The 18,893-nt window shown below is 48.6% G+C and carries 24 protein-coding genes; 22 read left to right on the top strand and 2 right to left on the bottom strand.

Going from position 1 to position 18,893, the window contains the following annotated elements; all coding sequences use genetic code 11:
• The first annotated feature begins 47 nt into the window (after nt 1–47).
• The 5 genes from NST70_RS09155 to NST70_RS09135 all read left to right on the top strand — a co-directional run bounded on the left by NST70_RS09155 (nt 48) and on the right by NST70_RS09135 (nt 5,073).
• Nucleotides 48–911 carry a 3-hydroxyacyl-CoA dehydrogenase gene (locus tag NST70_RS09155; RefSeq protein ID WP_168986038.1) on the top strand — a complete coding sequence of 288 codons (864 nt, stop codon included), beginning with the start codon at nt 48–50 and terminating at the stop codon, nt 909–911.
• A gap of 2 nt (nt 912–913) precedes the next feature.
• A complete protein-coding gene (locus NST70_RS09150; protein ID WP_035187985.1) occupies nt 914–2,113 on the top strand; it encodes an acetyl-CoA C-acyltransferase in 1,200 nt (399 codons plus the stop codon).
• A gap of 42 nt (nt 2,114–2,155) precedes the next feature.
• Complete coding sequence (paaX, locus tag NST70_RS09145) at nt 2,156–3,049, top strand: phenylacetic acid degradation operon negative regulatory protein PaaX (protein ID WP_017550521.1); 894 nt, start codon at nt 2,156–2,158, stop codon at nt 3,047–3,049.
• Nucleotides 3,050–3,079: 30 nt separating this feature from the next.
• Nucleotides 3,080–4,030 carry a nitronate monooxygenase gene (locus NST70_RS09140; RefSeq protein ID WP_017550520.1) on the top strand — a complete coding sequence of 317 codons (951 nt, stop codon included), beginning with the start codon at nt 3,080–3,082 and terminating at the stop codon, nt 4,028–4,030.
• Between the two features lie 158 nt (nt 4,031–4,188).
• Entirely contained in the window at nt 4,189–5,073 is an 885-nt protein-coding gene (locus NST70_RS09135) for a patatin-like phospholipase family protein (protein WP_017550518.1), read from the top strand.
• Nucleotides 5,074–5,090: 17 nt separating this feature from the next.
• Here the strand turns inward: NST70_RS09135 and NST70_RS09130 are convergent, their stop codons facing one another.
• Complete coding sequence (locus NST70_RS09130) at nt 5,091–5,456, bottom strand: SA1362 family protein (protein ID WP_014098047.1); 366 nt, start codon at nt 5,454–5,456, stop codon at nt 5,091–5,093.
• Nucleotides 5,457–5,614: 158 nt separating this feature from the next.
• Nucleotides 5,615–6,538: a DUF1385 domain-containing protein gene (locus tag NST70_RS09125; protein ID WP_017550516.1), complete on the bottom strand. Its 924-nt coding sequence runs from the start codon at nt 6,536–6,538 to the stop codon at nt 5,615–5,617.
• Between the two features lie 177 nt (nt 6,539–6,715).
• Here NST70_RS09125 and NST70_RS09120 point away from each other — a divergent pair, with 177 nt between their 5' ends.
• The 17 genes from NST70_RS09120 (at nt 6,716) to folD (ending at nt 18,805) form a co-directional block, all read left to right on the top strand.
• A complete protein-coding gene (locus tag NST70_RS09120) occupies nt 6,716–7,234 on the top strand; it encodes a YqhR family membrane protein (protein ID WP_035184604.1) in 519 nt (172 codons plus the stop codon).
• Nucleotides 7,235–7,359: 125 nt separating this feature from the next.
• Nucleotides 7,360–7,815 carry a type II 3-dehydroquinate dehydratase gene (gene aroQ, locus NST70_RS09115; RefSeq protein WP_017550514.1) on the top strand — a complete coding sequence of 152 codons (456 nt, stop codon included), beginning with the start codon at nt 7,360–7,362 and terminating at the stop codon, nt 7,813–7,815.
• A complete protein-coding gene (locus NST70_RS09110; RefSeq protein ID WP_017550513.1) occupies nt 7,809–8,870 on the top strand; it encodes an aminopeptidase P family protein in 1,062 nt (353 codons plus the stop codon). Before aroQ ends, NST70_RS09110 begins: the two co-directional genes overlap by 7 nt.
• 49 nt (nt 8,871–8,919) lie before the next feature.
• Nucleotides 8,920–9,477: an elongation factor P gene (gene efp / locus NST70_RS09105; protein WP_014098052.1), complete on the top strand. Its 558-nt coding sequence runs from the start codon at nt 8,920–8,922 to the stop codon at nt 9,475–9,477.
• A gap of 209 nt (nt 9,478–9,686) precedes the next feature.
• Nucleotides 9,687–10,613: a stage III sporulation protein AA gene (spoIIIAA, locus tag NST70_RS09100; protein ID WP_017550511.1), complete on the top strand. Its 927-nt coding sequence runs from the start codon at nt 9,687–9,689 to the stop codon at nt 10,611–10,613.
• The gene (spoIIIAB, locus tag NST70_RS09095) at nt 10,606–11,121 is read left to right on the top strand and encodes a stage III sporulation protein SpoIIIAB (protein ID WP_014098054.1); all 516 of its coding nucleotides are present in this window, start codon (nt 10,606–10,608) and stop codon (nt 11,119–11,121) included. The genes spoIIIAA and spoIIIAB overlap by 8 nt, the downstream gene beginning before the upstream one ends.
• 31 nt (nt 11,122–11,152) lie before the next feature.
• A complete protein-coding gene (gene spoIIIAC / locus NST70_RS09090) occupies nt 11,153–11,356 on the top strand; it encodes a stage III sporulation protein AC (RefSeq protein ID WP_013859618.1) in 204 nt (67 codons plus the stop codon).
• Between the two features lie 34 nt (nt 11,357–11,390).
• A complete protein-coding gene (gene spoIIIAD / locus NST70_RS09085; protein WP_014098055.1) occupies nt 11,391–11,780 on the top strand; it encodes a stage III sporulation protein AD in 390 nt (129 codons plus the stop codon).
• 4 nt (nt 11,781–11,784) lie between these two features.
• Nucleotides 11,785–12,981: a stage III sporulation protein AE gene (gene spoIIIAE, locus NST70_RS09080; RefSeq protein WP_061565224.1), complete on the top strand. Its 1,197-nt coding sequence runs from the start codon at nt 11,785–11,787 to the stop codon at nt 12,979–12,981.
• A 12-nt stretch (nt 12,982–12,993) separates the two neighbouring features.
• The gene (gene spoIIIAF / locus NST70_RS09075) at nt 12,994–13,635 is read left to right on the top strand and encodes a stage III sporulation protein AF (protein WP_342474873.1); all 642 of its coding nucleotides are present in this window, start codon (nt 12,994–12,996) and stop codon (nt 13,633–13,635) included.
• A complete protein-coding gene (spoIIIAG, locus tag NST70_RS09070; RefSeq protein WP_342474871.1) occupies nt 13,613–14,278 on the top strand; it encodes a stage III sporulation protein AG in 666 nt (221 codons plus the stop codon). Before spoIIIAF ends, spoIIIAG begins: the two co-directional genes overlap by 23 nt.
• 12 nt (nt 14,279–14,290) lie before the next feature.
• Nucleotides 14,291–14,833 (top strand): SpoIIIAH-like family protein, encoded by a 543-nt coding sequence (locus NST70_RS09065; protein ID WP_013859613.1) that lies wholly within the window; start codon nt 14,291–14,293, stop codon nt 14,831–14,833.
• Between the two features lie 323 nt (nt 14,834–15,156).
• A complete protein-coding gene (accB, locus tag NST70_RS09060; protein WP_014098059.1) occupies nt 15,157–15,639 on the top strand; it encodes an acetyl-CoA carboxylase biotin carboxyl carrier protein in 483 nt (160 codons plus the stop codon).
• 13 nt (nt 15,640–15,652) lie between these two features.
• A complete protein-coding gene (gene accC / locus NST70_RS09055) occupies nt 15,653–17,002 on the top strand; it encodes an acetyl-CoA carboxylase biotin carboxylase subunit (RefSeq protein WP_014098060.1) in 1,350 nt (449 codons plus the stop codon).
• Between the two features lie 25 nt (nt 17,003–17,027).
• Nucleotides 17,028–17,438: an Asp23/Gls24 family envelope stress response protein gene (locus NST70_RS09050; RefSeq protein ID WP_014098061.1), complete on the top strand. Its 411-nt coding sequence runs from the start codon at nt 17,028–17,030 to the stop codon at nt 17,436–17,438.
• A gap of 106 nt (nt 17,439–17,544) precedes the next feature.
• Nucleotides 17,545–17,940, top strand: a complete 396-nt coding sequence (gene nusB, locus NST70_RS09045; RefSeq protein ID WP_026104520.1) for a transcription antitermination factor NusB — start codon at nt 17,545–17,547, stop codon at nt 17,938–17,940.
• Between the two features lie 13 nt (nt 17,941–17,953).
• The gene (gene folD / locus NST70_RS09040; protein ID WP_014098063.1) at nt 17,954–18,805 is read left to right on the top strand and encodes a bifunctional methylenetetrahydrofolate dehydrogenase/methenyltetrahydrofolate cyclohydrolase FolD; all 852 of its coding nucleotides are present in this window, start codon (nt 17,954–17,956) and stop codon (nt 18,803–18,805) included.
• The last annotated feature ends 88 nt before the right edge of the window (nt 18,806–18,893 follow it).

Below are 18,893 nucleotides of genomic sequence, written 5' to 3'. Positions count from 1 at the left end.
TTAAAAATCGTCTAAAAAGATAGAAAATGTAAAGAGGAAGTGGTATGATGGCGGAAACATTGGTTGTCATTGGTTCAGGGGTAATGGGGTGCGGCATTGCTTATGCGGGCGCACTCGGCGGTTTCAAAGTCAGACTGGTAGATGTCCGGCCTGACATCTTGCATCAAGCGGAAAACAGGATTGAATCCGTCATGGAAAAAGGGCTTTCGAGGGGGAAAATCAACGGGGCAGATGCTGAAAGGATAAAGGCAAATATCGAATATACCGTTGATTTGCCGGCTGCAGCCGGTTGTGCAGATGTGATCATCGAGGCAGTGCCGGAAAAAACGGAAATAAAAAAAGAAGTGTTTGAAAAAATGGACAGGTTTGCGCCTGCCGGTTGCATCCTTGCGACCAATACATCAACGATGAGCCCGACTGAAATCGGTTCTTTTACTACCCGTCCCGCATCTGTTATTGCCATGCATTTTTTCAATCCGGTGCATAAAATGCCGCTTGTCGAGATCATCAGGGGGCTTGAAACAAGCGATGAAACGGTTCAACGGGCTGAAAAAACAGCTGAAAAAATGGGGAAAGAAACGGTGATCGTGAATGAATTTCCCGGCTTTGTTACAAGCAGAATCAGCTGTTTAGTTGGAAATGAAGCGTTCTACATGCTGCAGGAAGGGGTAGGGACAGCGGAAGAAATCGATAAAGCCGTCAAGCTCGGCTTGAATTTTCCGATGGGGCCGTTTGAATTGGCGGATTTGGTCGGTTTGGATGCAAGGCTAAACAATTTGTGCTACTTGCATGAAAAGCTTGGCGAAAAGTACCGGCCGGCGCCTTTACTGGAAAAGTATGTGAAAGCGGGCAGGCTTGGGCGGAAAACAGGCAAGGGCGTATATGATTACACAACGGTTGAAGGAGAATGAAGATGAGAGACGTCGTCATCGTTGATGCGGTCAGAACACCGATTGGGCGATATAAAGGAGCGTTAAAATCAGTAAGGCCGGACGATCTGGCGGCAACCGCCATCAAGGCGTTGCTCGGCCGCCATCCCGAAGTTCCCTGGAACGAAATCGAAGAGGTCATTCTCGGAAATGCGAACGGCGCGGGCGAAGAAAACCGGAATGTCGCAAGAATGGCTGCATTGCTCGCCGGGCTTCCGGTCGAAACCGCCGGCACAACCGTTAACCGCTTATGCGGATCGGGCCTCGATGCTGTCAATATCGCAGCCAAAGCGATCATGGTTGGTGACGGGGATATTTATATTGCCGGCGGAACGGAGAGCATGACAAGGGCGCCGTTTGTCATGGCAAAGCCGGAAAACGGCTACCCGAGGGGCAATTTGGAAATGTTTGATACAACGATCGGATGGAGATTTGTCAATGAAAAATTAAAGAAAATGTACGGGACAGACAGCATGCCGGAAACGGCGGAAAATGTCGCAAAGCAATTTCATATCAGCCGGAAAGCGCAGGATGCCTTTGCTTTTACGAGCCAAATGAGGGCGAAAGCGGCCATGGAAGCAAACCGCTTTCAAGATGAAATCGTGCCTGTCGTGTATACGAATCAAAAGGGGGAATCCGTGTCTGTCACCCAGGATGAACATCCCCGCCCCGATACTACGCCGGAAAAACTAGCAAGGCTGAAACCGCTTTTTGCAGGAGGCACGGTGACGGCCGGAAATTCATCGGGCATCAATGACGGGGCGTCTGCCGTGCTATTGATGAGCGCTGAAAAAGCTGTCCAATTGGGGGTCAAACCGATGGCCCGGTTTGTCGCCAGCGCAACGGCAGGATTGGAACCAAGGATCATGGGGCTCGGCCCGGTGTACGCAACGAGAAAAGCATTAAAGCGCGCCGGATTTACTATTTCGGATATTGATCTTGTCGAGTTAAACGAAGCCTTTGCTTCCCAGTCTATTGCATGCATCCGGCAGCTGGAACTGGACAGTGAGATTGTCAATGTAAACGGAGGGGCGATTGCTTTCGGACATCCATTGGGAGCAAGCGGCGCGAGAATTTTAACAACGCTCGTCCACGAGATGCAAAAGCGAAAGGCAAAACGGGGGCTCGCTACGATGTGCATCGGGGTGGGCCAGGGGATTGCAACCGTTATCGAAAAAATTTAAAATGGGGGAAAGAGATCTTTGGCAGAGACAAGGAGTTTATAAATGGAAAAAACGTTAAATACGCGTTCGATGATTTTTACGCTTTATGGCGATTACATCCGCCATTACGGAAGCGAAATTTGGATTGGCAGTTTAATCAAATTGCTGGAAGCGTTCGGCCACCATGAGCAATCTGTCCGTGCTGCCATTTCCCGCATGAGCAAACAAGGCTGGGTGGAAAGCCGCAAAGAAGGAAACAACAGTTACTATTCTTTGACTGAACGCGGTGTAAAACGGATGAATGAGGCTGCCGGGCGGATTTTTAAACTGAACCCGGGCAAATGGGACGGCAAATGGCGGTTTTTTCTGTATACGATACCCGAAAAAAAGCGGAACATCAGGGATGAACTGAGAAAAGAACTGATGTGGAGCGGCTTCGGCCTCCTGTTAAACAGTGTCTGGCTTACGCCGAATGATTTGCTGGATGAAATGAAAGGAATCATCGACAAGTACGGGATCAATGAATATGTCAAAATCTTCACTGCCGAAAATGTATGGGGCAAATCCGATAAAGAACTTGTACAGGAATTATGGGATATTGATTATATGAACGACCGGTATGAAGATTTTATGGCCCATTACCGGGAAAAATATGAAAGCGTCAAAGAAAAGATGAAAAGAGGGGAAATGACGAATCAGGACTGCTTTGTCGAACGGACGATGCTTGTCCATAATTACCGGAAACTATTGTTTGTGGATCCCGGTTTGCCGGAAGAACTGCTGCCGGAAAAATGGAAGGGGGAGGAAGCAGCCGCGCTTTTCCGGGACTATTACCGAATCCTTGCCAAACCGGCAAATGATTTTTTCGAAGACATTTTTTCTGAAGGATACGACACTTTTCAGAAAAGCAAACATTATGATGTGTTTGACCATCCGCTTATAACTGAAAAAGCATGACGAGATCCGAGCGCAGAAAGGAGCGATCAAGTGGCAAATCCGGTAACTGAAATGTTGGGCATCAAATTTCCGGTTTTTCAAGGCGGGATGGGAAATATCAGTGATCCTGCCCTTGCTGCAAGTGTTTCCAACGCCGGCGGGCTGGGAACGATTGGCGCCGGGACGCTGCCCGTAGCGGAAATCGAAAAAAGAATGGATAAAATGCGCAGCCTGGCCGCTTCCCCCTGCTGCGTCAATATTGCCATTTCGGTTCATCCAAACGCGGACGAAGTCATCCGGTTAGCCATTGAAAAAAAGATTCCGGTTGTTTCCCTATCTGCCGGCAACCCTTCGAAATATATCCCGGTTCTGCATCAAAACGGCATAAAAGTGATTTGTGTCTCCTCCACTGTCCGCCAGGCGAAAAAAGCGGAAGCAGCGGGGGCTGATATCCTTGTATGCGAAGGATACGAAGCAGCAGGAATCAATGCTGCCAATGAAAGCACGACAATGGTGCTCGTTCCGCAGATTGTAAAAGCGGTCAACATTCCGGTTGTCGCAGCGGGAGGGATTGCGGACGGCAAAGGTTTGGCGGCGGCGCTTTCGCTCGGGGCATACGGCGTGCAAATGGGGACGAGATTCATCGCAACAAAAGAAGCGCAGTTTCACCCTGTATATAAGAAGGCTGTAATGGAAGCAACAGATGAAGCGACGATGATCATCGGCAGACGATACCAAATGGTGCGCAGAGTGTTCAAAAATGCGTACGCGGTCTATCTCCGCGAACTGGAAGAAAGCGGCGCGGATCCGGGCCGCTTTAAAGCGCTGACAAGCGAAGTCCATCATGAAAGGGGAGCGCTTCAAGGCGATATGGAGCACGGTTTTATAAACGGGGGCCAAATTGCCGGCCTTATTGAGGACTGCCCGTCTGTTGCCCAATTATTAGAAGAAATGGTAAAGGAAGCGCAGGCTGTGCTAACCAGGAGCATGGCACGGTTATAGTCCCGTATGAACGCTTTGTTCTAATTCCTCTCCTTGTGCGCTAAAATAATAAAAAAGCATTTTTCATCTTTCGCTTAAGCAGGGCATCCTGCCAACATTCCGTATCTTTTCTGACCAACAAACCGAAACGCCCGATGCGAATCCAAGGGTGGGTTTCCATGGAAATTGATGCGGTTTTTTCCGGTGGAGGCATAAAAGGCCTTGCGCTCATCGGGGCATTGGAAGTATTGGAAAAAAGGGGATTTACGTTTAAACGGCTGGCCGGCACAAGCGTCGGTTCCGTTTTTGCAGGGCTGTTGGCTGCAGGGTATACAAGCGGCGAAATGAAGCAAATGCTTGCGGAAACAGACACGGCCGCGTTCCTTGACGAGCGGAAAACGCTGCTGCCGGTGCCGTTTGCGAAATGGCTGCTGCTGTATTGGCGGCTCGGGCTGTACAGAGGCGCCGCGTTTGAGGAATGGATCGGGGAAAAACTCGCATCTAAAGGCGTGTACACGTTCAAAGATGTTCCAAAAGGCTCCCTTTATTTCACGGCATCCGATCTTACCCATAACCGGCTTGTTGTATTGCCAGATGACCTAGAGCGTTACGGGGTGCCATGGCAAACCTTTCCGGTGGCAAAGGCCATCCGGATGAGCGCGAGCATCCCGTATTTTTTCGAACCGGTACGGCTGCGCTCGCTGGAAGGCACGAGCCTTATTGCAGACGGTGGCGTTTTAAGCAATTTTCCGATGTGGCTGTTTGTCAAACCGGAAGAAAAAAAGGCGCGGCCGGTGCTCGGCATCACGCTTAGCCCAAAACAATCAGAAGAGCCAAATGCGGAGATAAAAAATGCGATCCAGCTGTTCGATGCCTTGTTCAAGACGATGAAAGACGCCCATGATGCCCGCTATATTTCAAGAAAACTGGAAAAGGACATTATTTTTATCGCTGCAGATGGCGTACCTGCCACAGATTTTCAGCTTTCCGCCGAACAAAAAGCAGCCTTAATCGAGGCGGGCCGGAAAAAAACAGAAACGTTTCTGAAAACGTGGTCCTATTAATTAAAAAAGAATCGAGCTTAGTAGACAGCTCGATTTTTCTTTTTGCCCTTTTTGCCTTCAATCACGGTTAACTGGACATTGGATTTTTTGCGCAGCGGCCGTTTTGAAAATTTAACCGTGTGGACAGTATGGACCTTCATATTCCGTTTTTTCATTCTTTTTCTGGATTTGCGGGCGGCTTTTAAAAATGCTTTTTGTTCCTGGTTGGAAACATTTGTGCTTCTCTTGAGTAAGAAACGCATGCCAGCCAAAAGCACTGCCGCAAAAATGAAGGCTATCAAAACCCTTTTTAAGAATACAACCGGCTCATGAAACAAAGAGGAACCCAGGCCAAGCAGGGCCAAAAGAAAAATGCCGGCGATGATCCATTGACGCGTCTTCAACAAAAGCCACCTCCTCATGTTTTCCTAACCATTTTTTCCATCATTCTATCAGTTTATACGGTTCCGGCCGTTTTTATTTTGAGGTTGGTACCCCGTCGCACAAACAAGCTTGTGATAGTAAATGTATTCCCATGCACTGGAAACTTCAAACGCCGTTTTTAACGGGCGGCAGAAGCCATATCACCCGATTCCAGTTCAAGCAGCGCCTGAAAGGAGGAAATCGCAACTTCAATTTGCTTGTCATCCGGCTCTTTTGTCGTTAACAGCTGAAGCCACAGGCCCGGATAGCCAAGATATTTCAGAACCGGAATATGGCGGACTTTATTGGTCAGCTGAAGAACTTCAAACGACGTGCCGAGCACGACCGGAATCAGCAAAATCCGGTCGATGATGCGAAGCCAGAGCGGATCTGTCGGGACAAGCGTATAAATCAGGACGCTCACAATCACGGTAAACAGAATAAAACTGCTGCCGCACCGGTAATGCAGCCTCGATTGCGAGCGGACGTTTTCAACGGTCAGGGCAAGCCCGTTTTCAAATGTATTGATGACTTTATGTTCAGCCCCGTGGTATTGGAATACCCGCTTGATAAACGGCGTTAAAGAAATCAAATAAATATACGAAAGCACGAGCAGCAGTTTAAACGCGCCTTCAATGAGAATTTGCGCGGTATCTCCGGAAAAAAACGGCCTTGTCAGTTCTGCCAGAAAAACGGGAATCAGCGTCATGAAAAATTTGGCAAACAAAAAGGACAAGACGCCGGCAGCAGCCACGCCGAGCACCACCGTTGTTTTTGCCGGGGCTGCTTCCTTCCTTTTTTCGTCTTCTTCCGGGTCAACATCATACCGCTCGCTTGCAAAATTCAAATGCTTTGCCCCGTTTGCGGATGATTCAATGATGGCAATGATCCCGCGCAAAAACGGGATTTTTTTTAATTTTTGAATGAACGGGCGCGTCTCTTTCGGCAGATAAAAGAAGTCGATCCGGTTGTTTTTGCGGCGGATGGCAGTGACCGAATGCCGCTTTCCGCCGAACATGACCCCTTCCACGACTGCCTGGCCGCCATAAGCTGGTTTTGTCAATTTCTTCTCCCCCAAACCTAAACTTCGAATGTTTCTTTCCCGTTTAAGACGGAATGGATTTCCGAAACGTTACTTACGCTTATTTTACTAAATCATTTTAAATACGACTAGGGGAAAGACTTATGGGAAAGATAAGAAAGAAAAGATGCGCGCCGTCCATGTGAAGGGGTGGAAAATATGGAAAATAACAGCAAAGCAATGAAAAACCAGGAGCATTCCATGACCTTTTTTCAAATGGTGCTTGTGACCGGATTTGCGGGCGGGATCATTTGGAGCCTGGTTGCCTATTTATGCTTTTCTTTTCATTTTACGGCGATTGAACCGAATGTCCTGCTTGAACCATTTACGGTAGGATCCTGGCGCAAAATGTGGATCGGAAAAACCATTTCCATACTGGTATACGGATTGTTCTCTACCGGCTGTGCCCTTGTCTATTATCTTTTCTTTAAAAAATTGAAATCGATGTGGGTGGGCGCGATCTACGGGCTTTGCCTGTGCGCGGTCGTCCTGATTGTGCTGAATCCGATTTTTCCCGGCATGAAGCCTTTTTTAAAACTCGATGCCAATACGATTATCACTTGCTGTTGCATTTACATTCTCTATGGGGTGTTTATCGGTTATTCGATTTCGTTTGAGTATGAAAGAAGCCGGGTTTTTAAGAGAAAACTGGAGAGACAGTCGAACCCGCTCCCGTAAATCGATCCGGGCGGGAGGAACGCCCAGGATTCAGGCAGATACAAGCAGGCGGAAAGTAAAAAATAGAAATTTTCTTCAATTTATGGTAAAATGGGCACGTTAAATATGGGAAAAAGGTGCTTGAAATGAAAAAATACCTCGTATTAAACGGCCCGAATCTGAATTTGCTTGGGCAAAGGGAACCCGGCATTTACGGGAAAGATTCGATAAAAACCCTGATGGCACGCATGGAAGCGGCGGCCCGAGAGCACGGCGTTGCCATCGGTTTTTTCCAATCCAACCATGAAGGCGCCCTGATTGACAAGCTCCATGCTGCCGGGGATGAAGGCTTTGCCGGGATTATTTTCAATCCAGGCGCGTTCACGCATTACAGCTATGCTTTGCGGGACGCGATCAGTGCCATCCGCCTACCGGTGATTGAAGTACATATTTCGAACATCCATGCCCGCGAGGAATTCCGCCACCATTCTGTAACGGCGGCTGTTGCGCGCGGGCAAATTGCAGGCCTTGGGCTGTACGGCTATGAGCTTGCCCTCATGGCCTTGCTTGAGGCAGAAAAGGGAGAGGAAGAAAGATGTTAAAATTGGAGAAACTGAGAGAAGCATTTCCGCAGGCCGCTATTGACGGCTTGCTCATCACAAGCCCGTATAACCGCCGCTATATGTCCAATTTTACGGGAACGACCGGGATTGTCCTTATATCCGGGGAAGCGGCAAAATTTATTACGGATTTCCGTTATGTCGAGCAGGCATCAAAAGAGTGTGAAGGCTACGAAATCGTCCAGCATCAGGGACCGGTGGAACAGGAAGTGGCCAAACAGGTAGAAGCAATGGGGATCAAACGGCTCGGGTTTGAGCAGGACCATATGAGCTATGCGCTTTTTAAAACGTATGAAGGGCTGCTCGATGCAGAACTGGTTCCGGTTTCCGGGCTTGTTGAAAATTTGCGCTTGATCAAAACAGATGCGGAAATTAAGATATTAAAAGAAGCTGCGGATATTGCAGATGCTGCTTTTAAACATATCCTTGACTTCTTAAAACCGGGCGTCACGGAATTGGAAGTTTCCAATGAACTCGAATTTTTCATGAGGAAATGCGGCGCGACCGCTTCTTCATTTGATACCATCGTCGCATCCGGCCTCCGCTCTGCCATGCCGCACGGGGTGGCGACGGACAAAGTGATCGAAAAAGGCGATTTGGTCACGATGGATTACGGTGCGCTCTATAAAGGCTATTGTTCGGATATAACAAGGACGGTTGCCGTCGGGGAGCCTTCCGAGCAATTGAAGGAAATTTACAATATTGTGCTGGAATCGCAGCTGCTTGCCGTCGAAAACATTAAACCGGGCATGTCCGGTGTTGAAGCAGACGCCATTTCCCGCGATTATATTGCCCAGAAAGGTTATGGTGAAGCGTTCGGCCACTCCCTCGGGCACGGGATCGGCCTTGAAATCCACGAAGGCCCGAATCTTTCCATGCGCTCGGCTTATACTTTGGAACCGGGCATGGTTGTCACCATCGAACCGGGTATTTATGTGCCGGGTGTCGGCGGCGTCCGGATTGAAGACGATACGGTGATGACCGAAAATTCGAATGAATTGCTGACGCATTCCGCAAAAGAACTGATTATATTATAATAGTTACAGCCATTAACAGGGGATAGAATGAACATGTAGGAGGAAAAATATGATTTCAGTAAACGATTTTCGCACCGGCTTAACGATTGAAGTGGACAACGGCATCTGGCGCGTCCTCGATTTCCAGCATGTTAAACCGGGAAAGGGCGCCGCTTTTGTGCGCTCGAAGCTTCGCAATTTGCGTACCGGCGCCATCCAGGAAAAAACGTTCCGTGCCGGCGAAAAAGTCGAAAGGGCACAGATCGACAACCGGAGAATGCAGTATTTATATGCAAACGGCGACCAGCACGTATTTATGGATACGGAAACGTATGAACAAATCGAGCTGAGCAGCGCCCAAATTAAAGACGAGCTGCAATACTTGCTGGAAAACATGGAAGTGCAAATGATCATGTACCAAGGAGAAACGCTCGGCATTGAACTCCCGAATACGGTCACGCTGACAGTTACCCATACGGAACCGGGGGTAAAGGGCGATACGGCAACAGGCGGGTCCAAACCGGCCACGCTTGAAACCGGCCTGACGGTACAAGTGCCTTTCTTTGTAAATGAAGGCGATAAATTGATCATCAATACAACGGACGGTTCATACGTGTCCCGTGCCTGATTGCTTTGAAAAAAGCTTGGCGTCCCAAACGGCGTCAAGCTTTTTTGCTTTTCCGGCAAGATAGGAAAAAAATAAGTTTACATAATCATATTATAAACAACTTAAACTTTCAGAGCCTGCCACTGCTTCCTTGTCATAGTTTTCAAACCCGGCGAATAGATTGTACTATCCATGAACCAAACTGTATGTTTTGAAAGCAGGGATGAAGAATGGAAGATTTGCTGGGCATTTTGCCGAAATCCTTATCCAACCAGCTGGAAAAGTTGGGGGATATACTCGAAGATGTGGAAGAAATCCGCATCCGCGTAAACCGCCCGCTTGAAATTACTTCAAAAGGAATCCCGCATTTTTTGCGCTACATGCCAACGGAGAGCGATGCCGAGCAGCTGATCAGCCGGCTTGCGAATTTCTCCTTTTACGCCCTTGAAGAAGAGCTGAAAAAGGGATATGTCACGATCAGCGGCGGGCACCGTGTCGGATTCGCGGGGAAAGTCATTCTTGAAAATGGACAAGTAAAGGCGATCCGCTATTTTTCATCTTTTAATATCCGGATTGCCCGGGAAAAAATCGGGACTGCAGATCCTTATCTTTCTGCCCTTCACAACGGGCACTGGTTGTCCGCGATGATCATCGGGGCGCCCCAGACCGGGAAAACGACATTTTTAAGGGATATCGCACGGCTGATTTCAACCGGCATCCCGGAACGCGGCATTTCGCCCGCCAAAGTGGGAATTGTCGACGAACGGTCTGAAATTGCCGGCTGCGTCCACGGCATCCCGCAACTCCATTTCGGGCCAAGGGTCGATGTGCTGGATGCCTGCCCGAAAGCGGAAGGGATGATGATGCTGATCCGGTCGATGAGCCCGGATGTCATCATCGTGGATGAGATCGGCCGCGAAGAAGATGCGGCGGCAATTATGGAGGCGGTAAATGCGGGCATTTCGCTCGTCATGACAACGCACGGGGAAAACTTCCGGGATATAAATAAGCGCCCGATTTTAAAGAAAATCCTCGAATCGTATGCGTTTGACCGTTTTCTCGAACTGTCGCGGGGGAGCCGGCCGGGAAGGGTAACAGCAGTCCGGGATGCGGAAGGGAACATCATTCGTACCGGTGAAGGTGTTTCCCGTGCTTAAACTTTTTGGAGCAGCACTGATTGTGTTCGCCACCAGTTTCATCGGCTTTGAGGCAGCGAAACGGTTAAGCGAACGCCCCCGCCAGCTAAGAATTTTTCAAAGCGCGCTTCAAGCACTGGAGGTGGAAATCATGTACGGGCATACCCCGCTGCATGAAGCGGCAAGAAAACTGTCAGACCAGCTTCCGGATCCGGCTGCCGCCTTCTTCCGTTCCTTTGCCGGCCAGTTGACAACATTGGAAACAACGGTAAAAGAAGCATGGGAAAAAAGCCTTGACGGGATTTGGGAACTGACGGCCCTGAAAGAAAATGAGTATGAAGTATTGCGGCAACTCGGGGAAAACCTGGGCAAACATGACCGCTATACCGAGCAAAAGCAGCTGCTCCTGGCCCTTTCGCATTTGGAACGGGAAGAAAAAGAAGCGCACGAAAGGCAGCTCCGCTATGAAAAAATGGCAAAAAGCCTTGGCGTCCTCACGGGTTTACTGATCGCTATTTTACTGATCTGAGAGATGCACGGATCATATTGGGGGAAAAGCAATGGGCATTGATGTGGATATCATTTTTAAAATTGCCGGGGTCGGGATTGTCGTCGCATTTCTCCACACGATTCTTGACCAGGTTGGCAAAAAAGAATATGCGCAATGGGTTACGCTTCTCGGTTTTCTTTACATTTTGTTTTTAGTGGCATCCATCGTAGGGGATTTGTTTTCCAAAATCAAAACGGTCTTTCTTTTTCAGTAAGCCGGGAAAAAAGGGGGGATTTCCCATTGAAATTTTGCAAATTGCGGGTGTGGCGCTCATCACGACTTTCCTTGCGCTCATATTAAAAGAGCAGAAACCGAATTTTGCCTTTTTGCTGACGCTTTTTGCCGGCTGTTTTATCTTTCTATTTCTGGTGGACAAGATATATGAGATCATCCGCCTGCTGCAAAAAATTGCCCAAAAAGGGAATGTCGACACGATGTATATCGAAACGATCCTGAAAATTATCGGCGTCGCTTATATCGCCGATTTTGCATCCAATATTACAAAAGATGCCGGGCAGGGGGCACTTGCGGCAAAGGTGGAGCTGGCCGGCAAAATCATAATTTTAACAATGGCCATCCCCATTCTTACCGTGCTGATTGAAACGATTGTCAATCTCGTTCCGCGTGCAGGGAGTTGAGAATATGGGGCGCAAAAAAATGTGCATCGCGCTTTTCATTCTGTTTGCCTTCTGTTTCTTCGCACAGCCGGCATCCGCCGCTTCGGAAAATACGGATAAACAGGAGAACATTCCGGAAAAAATGGTCGATGAACAACTGAATCAATTGGACTTATCAGAACTGAAAAACTACTGGGATGAAATTGTCAGCAAATACGGCGGATACTTGCCGGAAAGCCAGAAAGGGAGCCTTATGGATTTTATGAAAGGCGAAAAGCATTTTTCTTTGCAAGCCTGGCTGAAAGGGCTGCTTTCGTATATTTTTCAGGAGCTGCTGATCAATGCAAAACTATTAGGCTCCCTCATCATTCTTACGATTCTGAGCATCCTGCTGGAAAACCTGCATCATTCGTTCCAGCAAGGGACGATCAGCAAAATTGCGTATGCGGTTGTTTTCATGGTGCTCGTCATTATTGCCCTGAACAGTTTTCATGTCGCCCTTCAATATGCGCTTGAGGCGATCCGGACAATGAAAGGTTTTATCCTGGCGCTGATGCCGCTCTTGCTGGCGCTGCTTTCCACATCGGGCGGTGCCGGATCGGCAGCCTTTTTTCACCCGGTCATTATTTTTCTCTCCGGCACAAGCGGCATGCTGGTCGAGATCATCGTGCTGCCGCTTCTGCTGCTTTCAACGCTCTTAGGTGTCGTCAGCACCCTCTCGGAACAGCACAAAGCAACACAGATGGCCGGTCTGTTGCGCAATCTCGGGATCGGCATACTCGGCGCTTTTATGGCTGTGTTTTTAGGCGTCTTGTCCGTTCAGGGGACGGCAACGGCGGTGATGGATGGGCTTGCGGTCAGGACCGCAAAATTTGTGACCGGCAATTTTGTCCCGGTTGTCGGGCGGATGCTGACGGATGCCGCCGATACGGTGATCAGCGCTTCCGTCCTTTTGAAAAATACGCTCGGCATTGCAGGTGTCGCCATTGTGCTGCTCATTGCGGCGTTTCCGGCTATCAAAATTTTCGCCATGTCGTTCATGTTCAAGCTCGCTTCCGCCCTTTTGCAGCCGCTCGGCGGGGGGCCGGTCATCAGCTGTCTTGATATCATCAGCAAAAACATGCTGTACGTATTTGCCGCCCTCGCGATTGTGACCATCATGTTTTTTCTCAGCATTACGATCATCGTTACGGCGGGCAATCTTACGATGATGATGCGTTAAGGGGGGAGACCTGTGGACGTTTTGACAAAATGGGTGCTGAATATCACCATTTTTATCCTTTTGGCGACCATAACGGACATGCTTCTGCCTGACTCCGGGATGCGGAAATATACAAAGCTTGTGACCGGGCTTTTGCTCATTGCCATCATCGTCACACCCGTATTCCGGCTCTTTTCCACAGATCCTGCCATATGGATAGAAAAATTCGGGGATTCCGGTACTTCAAGCCCGTCTGCGGAAGAAAATGCGCTTGAAACGAAGAAAAAAGAAATAAATGACATGCAGCAGGAATATACATTACAACAAATGGCTGTCCAACTGAAGCAGGATGCGGAAGGGGAGGTAGAGGAAGCGTTTGGAAAATCGATTTCAAAAATCACGGTCGAGTGGAAAGACGGGGCCAAAAGCGGGGATCTTACCGCTTTAAAAGCGTCAAATGTAAAAAAAATCCACGTCTATCTGGAAGCGCAAAACGAAAAAGAGACTGTTGCTGCCATTAAACCGGTTGAAATCGGGACGGATAAACAAACAGAAAAACAAAGCACACGGGAGCAGCAATCGATCATTGCCATGTTGTCAAACCGCTGGAAAATCAATAAAGAAAAAATTGATCTCCGTTTCGAAGGGGGGCTTGAAAACGAAAATGGATCGTAACCAGGGACCGTTCAAAAAACTGAAAGAAAAATGGCTGCCATCCGGCCCGCCGGATAAAAAGAAAAAGCTTGTGTTGTTAACCGTACTATTGATCTCCGGTCTCGGGATGATGTTTATCAACGACCTTTTCGGGACTTCAAGCGAAAAAAACGAAGCGCTGACTGCATCTTCACCCGTAAAAACGGCAGGCGGAAAAGGGACAGCCGCATTCGGTGCAGGCACTTCCAAAAAATCAAAATCGATCTCCACGTACGAAAACCAATATGAGAAAGAACTGAAAAGCATTCTGGAACAAATCAAGGGCGTCGGTTCCGTAAACGTCCAAGTGAATGTGGCCACATCAGAAAGCAAAGTGTACGAAAAAAACGTCACCATCCGGAATGAAACGACAACCGAAACAGATAAAAACGGCGGGGAACGGAAAATTGACAGCATTTCAAAAGATGATAAAGTCGTCATCGTCCAAAACGGGGACAAGGAAGTGCCGCTTGTAACGGAAACCAGGAAGCCGGAGATCACAGGGGTGTTAGTCGTTTGCGAGGGCGGCGGCGACGTCTCCATCCAAAAATCGGTAAAAGAAGCTGTTGCAAGCGCCCTTGATATCGCAAGTTACCGTGTTTCCGTCATGCCAAAAAAAGAATGAGGAGGAATGGGTATGCTTTTGAAAAAACAAACGGTCTGGCTGTTGACCATGTTAAGCCTTGTTGTGGTTTTGTCCGTGTACTATGTGACGGCGGAACCAAAAACGACGAATCAGGTTACCCGGCAAGAGAAAGAAAAGGAATCGGCGGCAACGAAGGAAAAGGCTTCCGGTTCGCAAAAAATCAAATTGACAACAAAGTCTGCCAGTGATGAAGTGTTTGAGACGCTCCGCCTTGAGCGGCAGGATGAAATGAGCAAAAAGCAGGAAGAACTGACCAATAAACTCGCATCGACCGACCTGACGCCGGATGAAAAAAGCAAGGCAATGGATGAAATGAAAAAATTAACGGAGACGGCGAATAAAGAACAGGTTTTAGAAAGCCTGATCAAAGCAAAAGGATATGAGGATGCGCTCGTTCAGGCAGACGGCGATGAAGTGGTCGTGACCGTCAAATCGAAAAAGCACGATAAAGCGGCTGCAAATGAAATCGTCAAGCTTGTGAACCAGGAATTGGGCAATACGCCAAAACTGGCCGTGGAATTCCAGACAAATTAAGGAAAGCCAGAATAGGGGGCGGTTACAGCCCTTTTTTCTGTGCGGAAAACAAGGGAGATTGCTTTTTTGCCGGGCTTTTTTTCTATATTTAAAAAATGATTGGAAAATGATTGAAAAGTAGATTTGCGCGTGATTTTAAATTTCCGTAAAACGCTTCCTCCTTTTTGCGCCAAGCGGGGAAGGGCATTTTTGCAATGTACCGGGAATCCGTTTTTTATACAAATGATTGAATTTTTGTCTCCGGTTATCGTATGATATGGATAGTTATTTATTCATAAATTGTTAACAATTTTAGAAGCTGAAAAAACGAAGGAGTGTCATATATGCTGAAAGTAGAGGAAATCCAGGCTTTGATCGAGCTTGTGGACCGTTCAAACCTCGATGAATTTGAATTTGAAAACGACGGGACCGTCATCAAAATGAAGAAAAACACCGGCGTCCAAGTCATTGAACGCCCGGTGCGTGAAGTGGCTCAGGTTTCCGCACCCCCGCAAATGCCTGCGCAGCCCCGCCAGCTTGCAGAAAACCCGCAGCCTGAAGCTCCGGCGCAAGCAGCCGACGAAAATCTGCATAAAATCGTGTCGCCGATGGTTGGCACCTTTTACCAGGCGGGTTCCCCGGAAGAAGAACCGTATGTGCAAATCGGCTCCAAAGTCAGCCCGAATACGGTTGTATGCATGATTGAAGCGATGAAGCTGTTTAACGAAATCGAAGCGGAAGTGGAAGGGGAAATTGTAGATATCCTCGTCAAAGACGGCCAGCTTGTTGAATTCGGCCAGCCATTATTTTTGGTAAAGACAAAGTAAGGAGCGGACTTTCATGATTAAAAAAGTTTTGATTGCAAACCGCGGCGAAATTGCGGTTCGGATTATCCGTGCCTGCCGCGACCTCGGGATTGAAGCCGTGGCCGTTTATTCGGAAGCGGACAAAGATGCACTGCATGTCCAGCTTGCGGATGAAGCGTACTGCATCGGCCCGAAAGCATCGAAAGACAGTTATTTAAATTTTGCCAACATCATCAGCGCAGCAACTTTAACAGGCTGTGACGCGATCCATCCCGGTTACGGATTTCTTGCTGAAAATGCCGATTTTGCCGAGCTTTGCCGAGAATGCAATATTGAGTTTATCGGGCCAAGCCCGGAAGCCATTGCGAAAATGGGCGCAAAAGATGTGGCGCGCGAAACGATGAAAAAAGCGGGCGTGCCGATTGTCCCGGGTTCGGACGGGCTTGTAAAAGACGCAGAAGAAGCAAAAGTCGTCGCAAAAAAAATCGGCTATCCGGTGATTATTAAGGCAACGGCCGGCGGCGGTGGCAAAGGGATCCGCGTAGCTTTGAATGAAGAAGAGCTTGTAAAAGGCATCCACATCACCCAGCAGGAAGCCGCGACTGCTTTCGGCAACCCGGGTGTTTATCTTGAAAAATACATTGAAGACTTCCGCCATGTTGAAATCCAGGTCATGGCTGATAAATTCGGCAATGTGATCCACCTGGGCGAACGGGATTGCACCATCCAGCGGCGGCTGCAAAAACTGCTTGAAGAATCCCCGTCCCCGGCACTATCGAGCGAAATGCGCGAAGAAATGGGGCAGGCTGCCGTGAAAGCGGCAAAAGCGGTTGACTATACGGGGGCCGGCACCATCGAGTTTATTTTTGACCACCGCAACCAGAAGTTTTACTTTATGGAAATGAATACCCGCATCCAGGTGGAACACCCGGTTACAGAAATGGTCACTGGCGTGGATCTTGTCAAAGAACAGATCCTTGTGGCATCCGGGGAACCGTTATCCTTAAAGCAGGATGAAGTCACATGGAACGGCTGGGCAATCGAATGCCGGATCAATGCCGAAAATCCGGAAAAGAATTTTATGCCGTCTGCGGGCAAAATTAACTTTTACCTGCCGCCGGGCGGGATCGGCATCCGCGTGGAATCGGCCGTATATCCGGGTTACAGCATTCCGCCGTATTATGATTCCATGATTGCCAAGCTCATTGCCTACGGAGCGACGCGCGATGAGGCGATTGCTCGCATGAGACGCGCGCTCAGCGAATATGCCGTGGAAGGCGTCCACACGACGATTCCGTTCCATCAGCGCCTCCTCGAACATGAAGTTTTTGTCGAAGGGGATTTCAACACGAAATTCCTTGAAAAATATGATGTAATGAAATAACGTGTAATTATAGGAGGTGTTGAAGATGGCAGAAGACAACCAAATGTTGGAAATGCATCATGATGAAGACGGCTTGGGAAAAGTGGAAATTGCTCCTGAAGTGATTGAAGTGATTGCGGGCATTGCCGCTTCCGAAGTCGAAGGGGTTGCCCAAATGCGTGGCAATTTCGCAAGCGGCGTCGTGGAGCGCCTTGGCAGGAAAAACCACGGGAAAGGCGTAAAAGTGGAACTGAGTGATGATGGCATTAAAGTCGATGTCTATTGCACCATGAATTTTGGCGTTTCCATTCCGGCAGTTGCCCAGGAAGTCCAGGATAATATCCGCCAGGCTTTGCTCAATATGACTGCCCTGGAAGCGTCGGAAGTGAATATTCATATTGTCGGCATTCAATTTGATACGCAGAAAGCGGAGCCTGAATTTCAGGCGGAAGAGTAAGAGAAAAAGGGTCCGGGCAAAGCGTCCTGGCCTTTTTTTGGTCCCACCTTTCTGTTACAATAAAAGCATGCGAATTTGAGCTTTTTAAAGGAGTTACTGCCGAATGATGAAAAGAAGAACCGCCCGCGAAAAAGCGCTTCAGGCTTTATTCCAGATGGATATGAATGAAGCGAGCCCGGAAGATGCGATCCGGAATGCGCTGGACGGGCAGGAAAGTGATGATTATCTTGAGAAATTGGTAAACGGAACGGCAACACATCTCGCGGAAATCGACGCCATGATCAGCCAGCATCTTGAAAATTGGACGCTTGACAGGCTTGCAAAAGTGGAACTCAATATTTTGCGCCTTGCCGCTTACGAACTGATGTACGCAGAGGATGTGCCCGCCAATGTGGCGATCAACGAAGCACTCGAGATTGCCAAACGGTTTGCAGATGAAAAATCTGCCAAATTTATTAATGGCGTTTTGAATCAAATGAAAGACTCGATTGAATCTAAATAACGGGGGATGGATAATGGGAGCGGAAATCATTGACGGAAAACAACTGGCCGAAGCACTCAGAAAAGAGATAAAGGCGGAAGCGGAGCAGTTAACGCAACAGGGGATTATCCCGGGGCTTGCTGTCATATTAGTCGGAAACGATCCGGCTTCACGTACATACGTCAAAAACAAAGAAAAAGCGTGCCGCGCGCTCGGAATGAAATCCGTTTTAATCGAGCTTCCCGAAGACGTGTCGGAACAGGCACTGCTCGGACATATCGCAACCTTAAATGAAGATCCTGACATTCACGGGATTCTCGTCCAGCTTCCTTTGCCGCCGCATATCAATGCGCAAAAAATCGTGGAAGCGATCAGCCCGGAGAAAGATGTGGACGGTTTCCATCCGATAAATATCGGGAGGATGATGACGGGCCAGGATACCTTTTTACCCTGCACCCCCCACGGAATTTTAAAAATGGTGAAGTCAAAGGGCATCCGGATCGAAGGGAAGCATGTTGTCGTAATCGGCCGCAGCAATATTGTCGGCAAACCATGCGGCCAGCTGTTCCTCAATGAAAATGCGACCGTCACATACTGCCATTCGAAAACGGCCGATTTAAAATCTTTCACCCGCCAGGCGGATATTTTGGTCAGTGCTGTCGGCAAAGCAAAATTCATCAAAGCGGATTTTGTCAAAGCGGGTGCTGCCGTCATTGATGTCGGGATGAACCGTGACGCGTCCGGGAAGCTGTGCGGGGATGTTGACTTTGATGAAGTAAAGGAGAAAGCTTCCTATATTACCCCTGTCCCGGGCGGCGTAGGGCCAATGACGATTACCATGCTGCTTTCCAATACAGTAAAAGCCGCAAAACGCTTGTACCGTTAAACAGGCTGCCCTGCCGTCACGGCATTTTTCCGGAAAACCGCTTATCGTCCGGAAGTGTGCCGGGAGACATTTGTGCTGGGAGCGGGCG

It is taken from the genome of Weizmannia sp. FSL K6-0777, assembly GCF_038593185.1.
GTDB lineage: Bacteria > Bacillota > Bacilli > Bacillales > Bacillaceae_C > Weizmannia > Weizmannia faecalis.
This window is presented reverse-complemented; position numbering and strand designations above follow the sequence as displayed.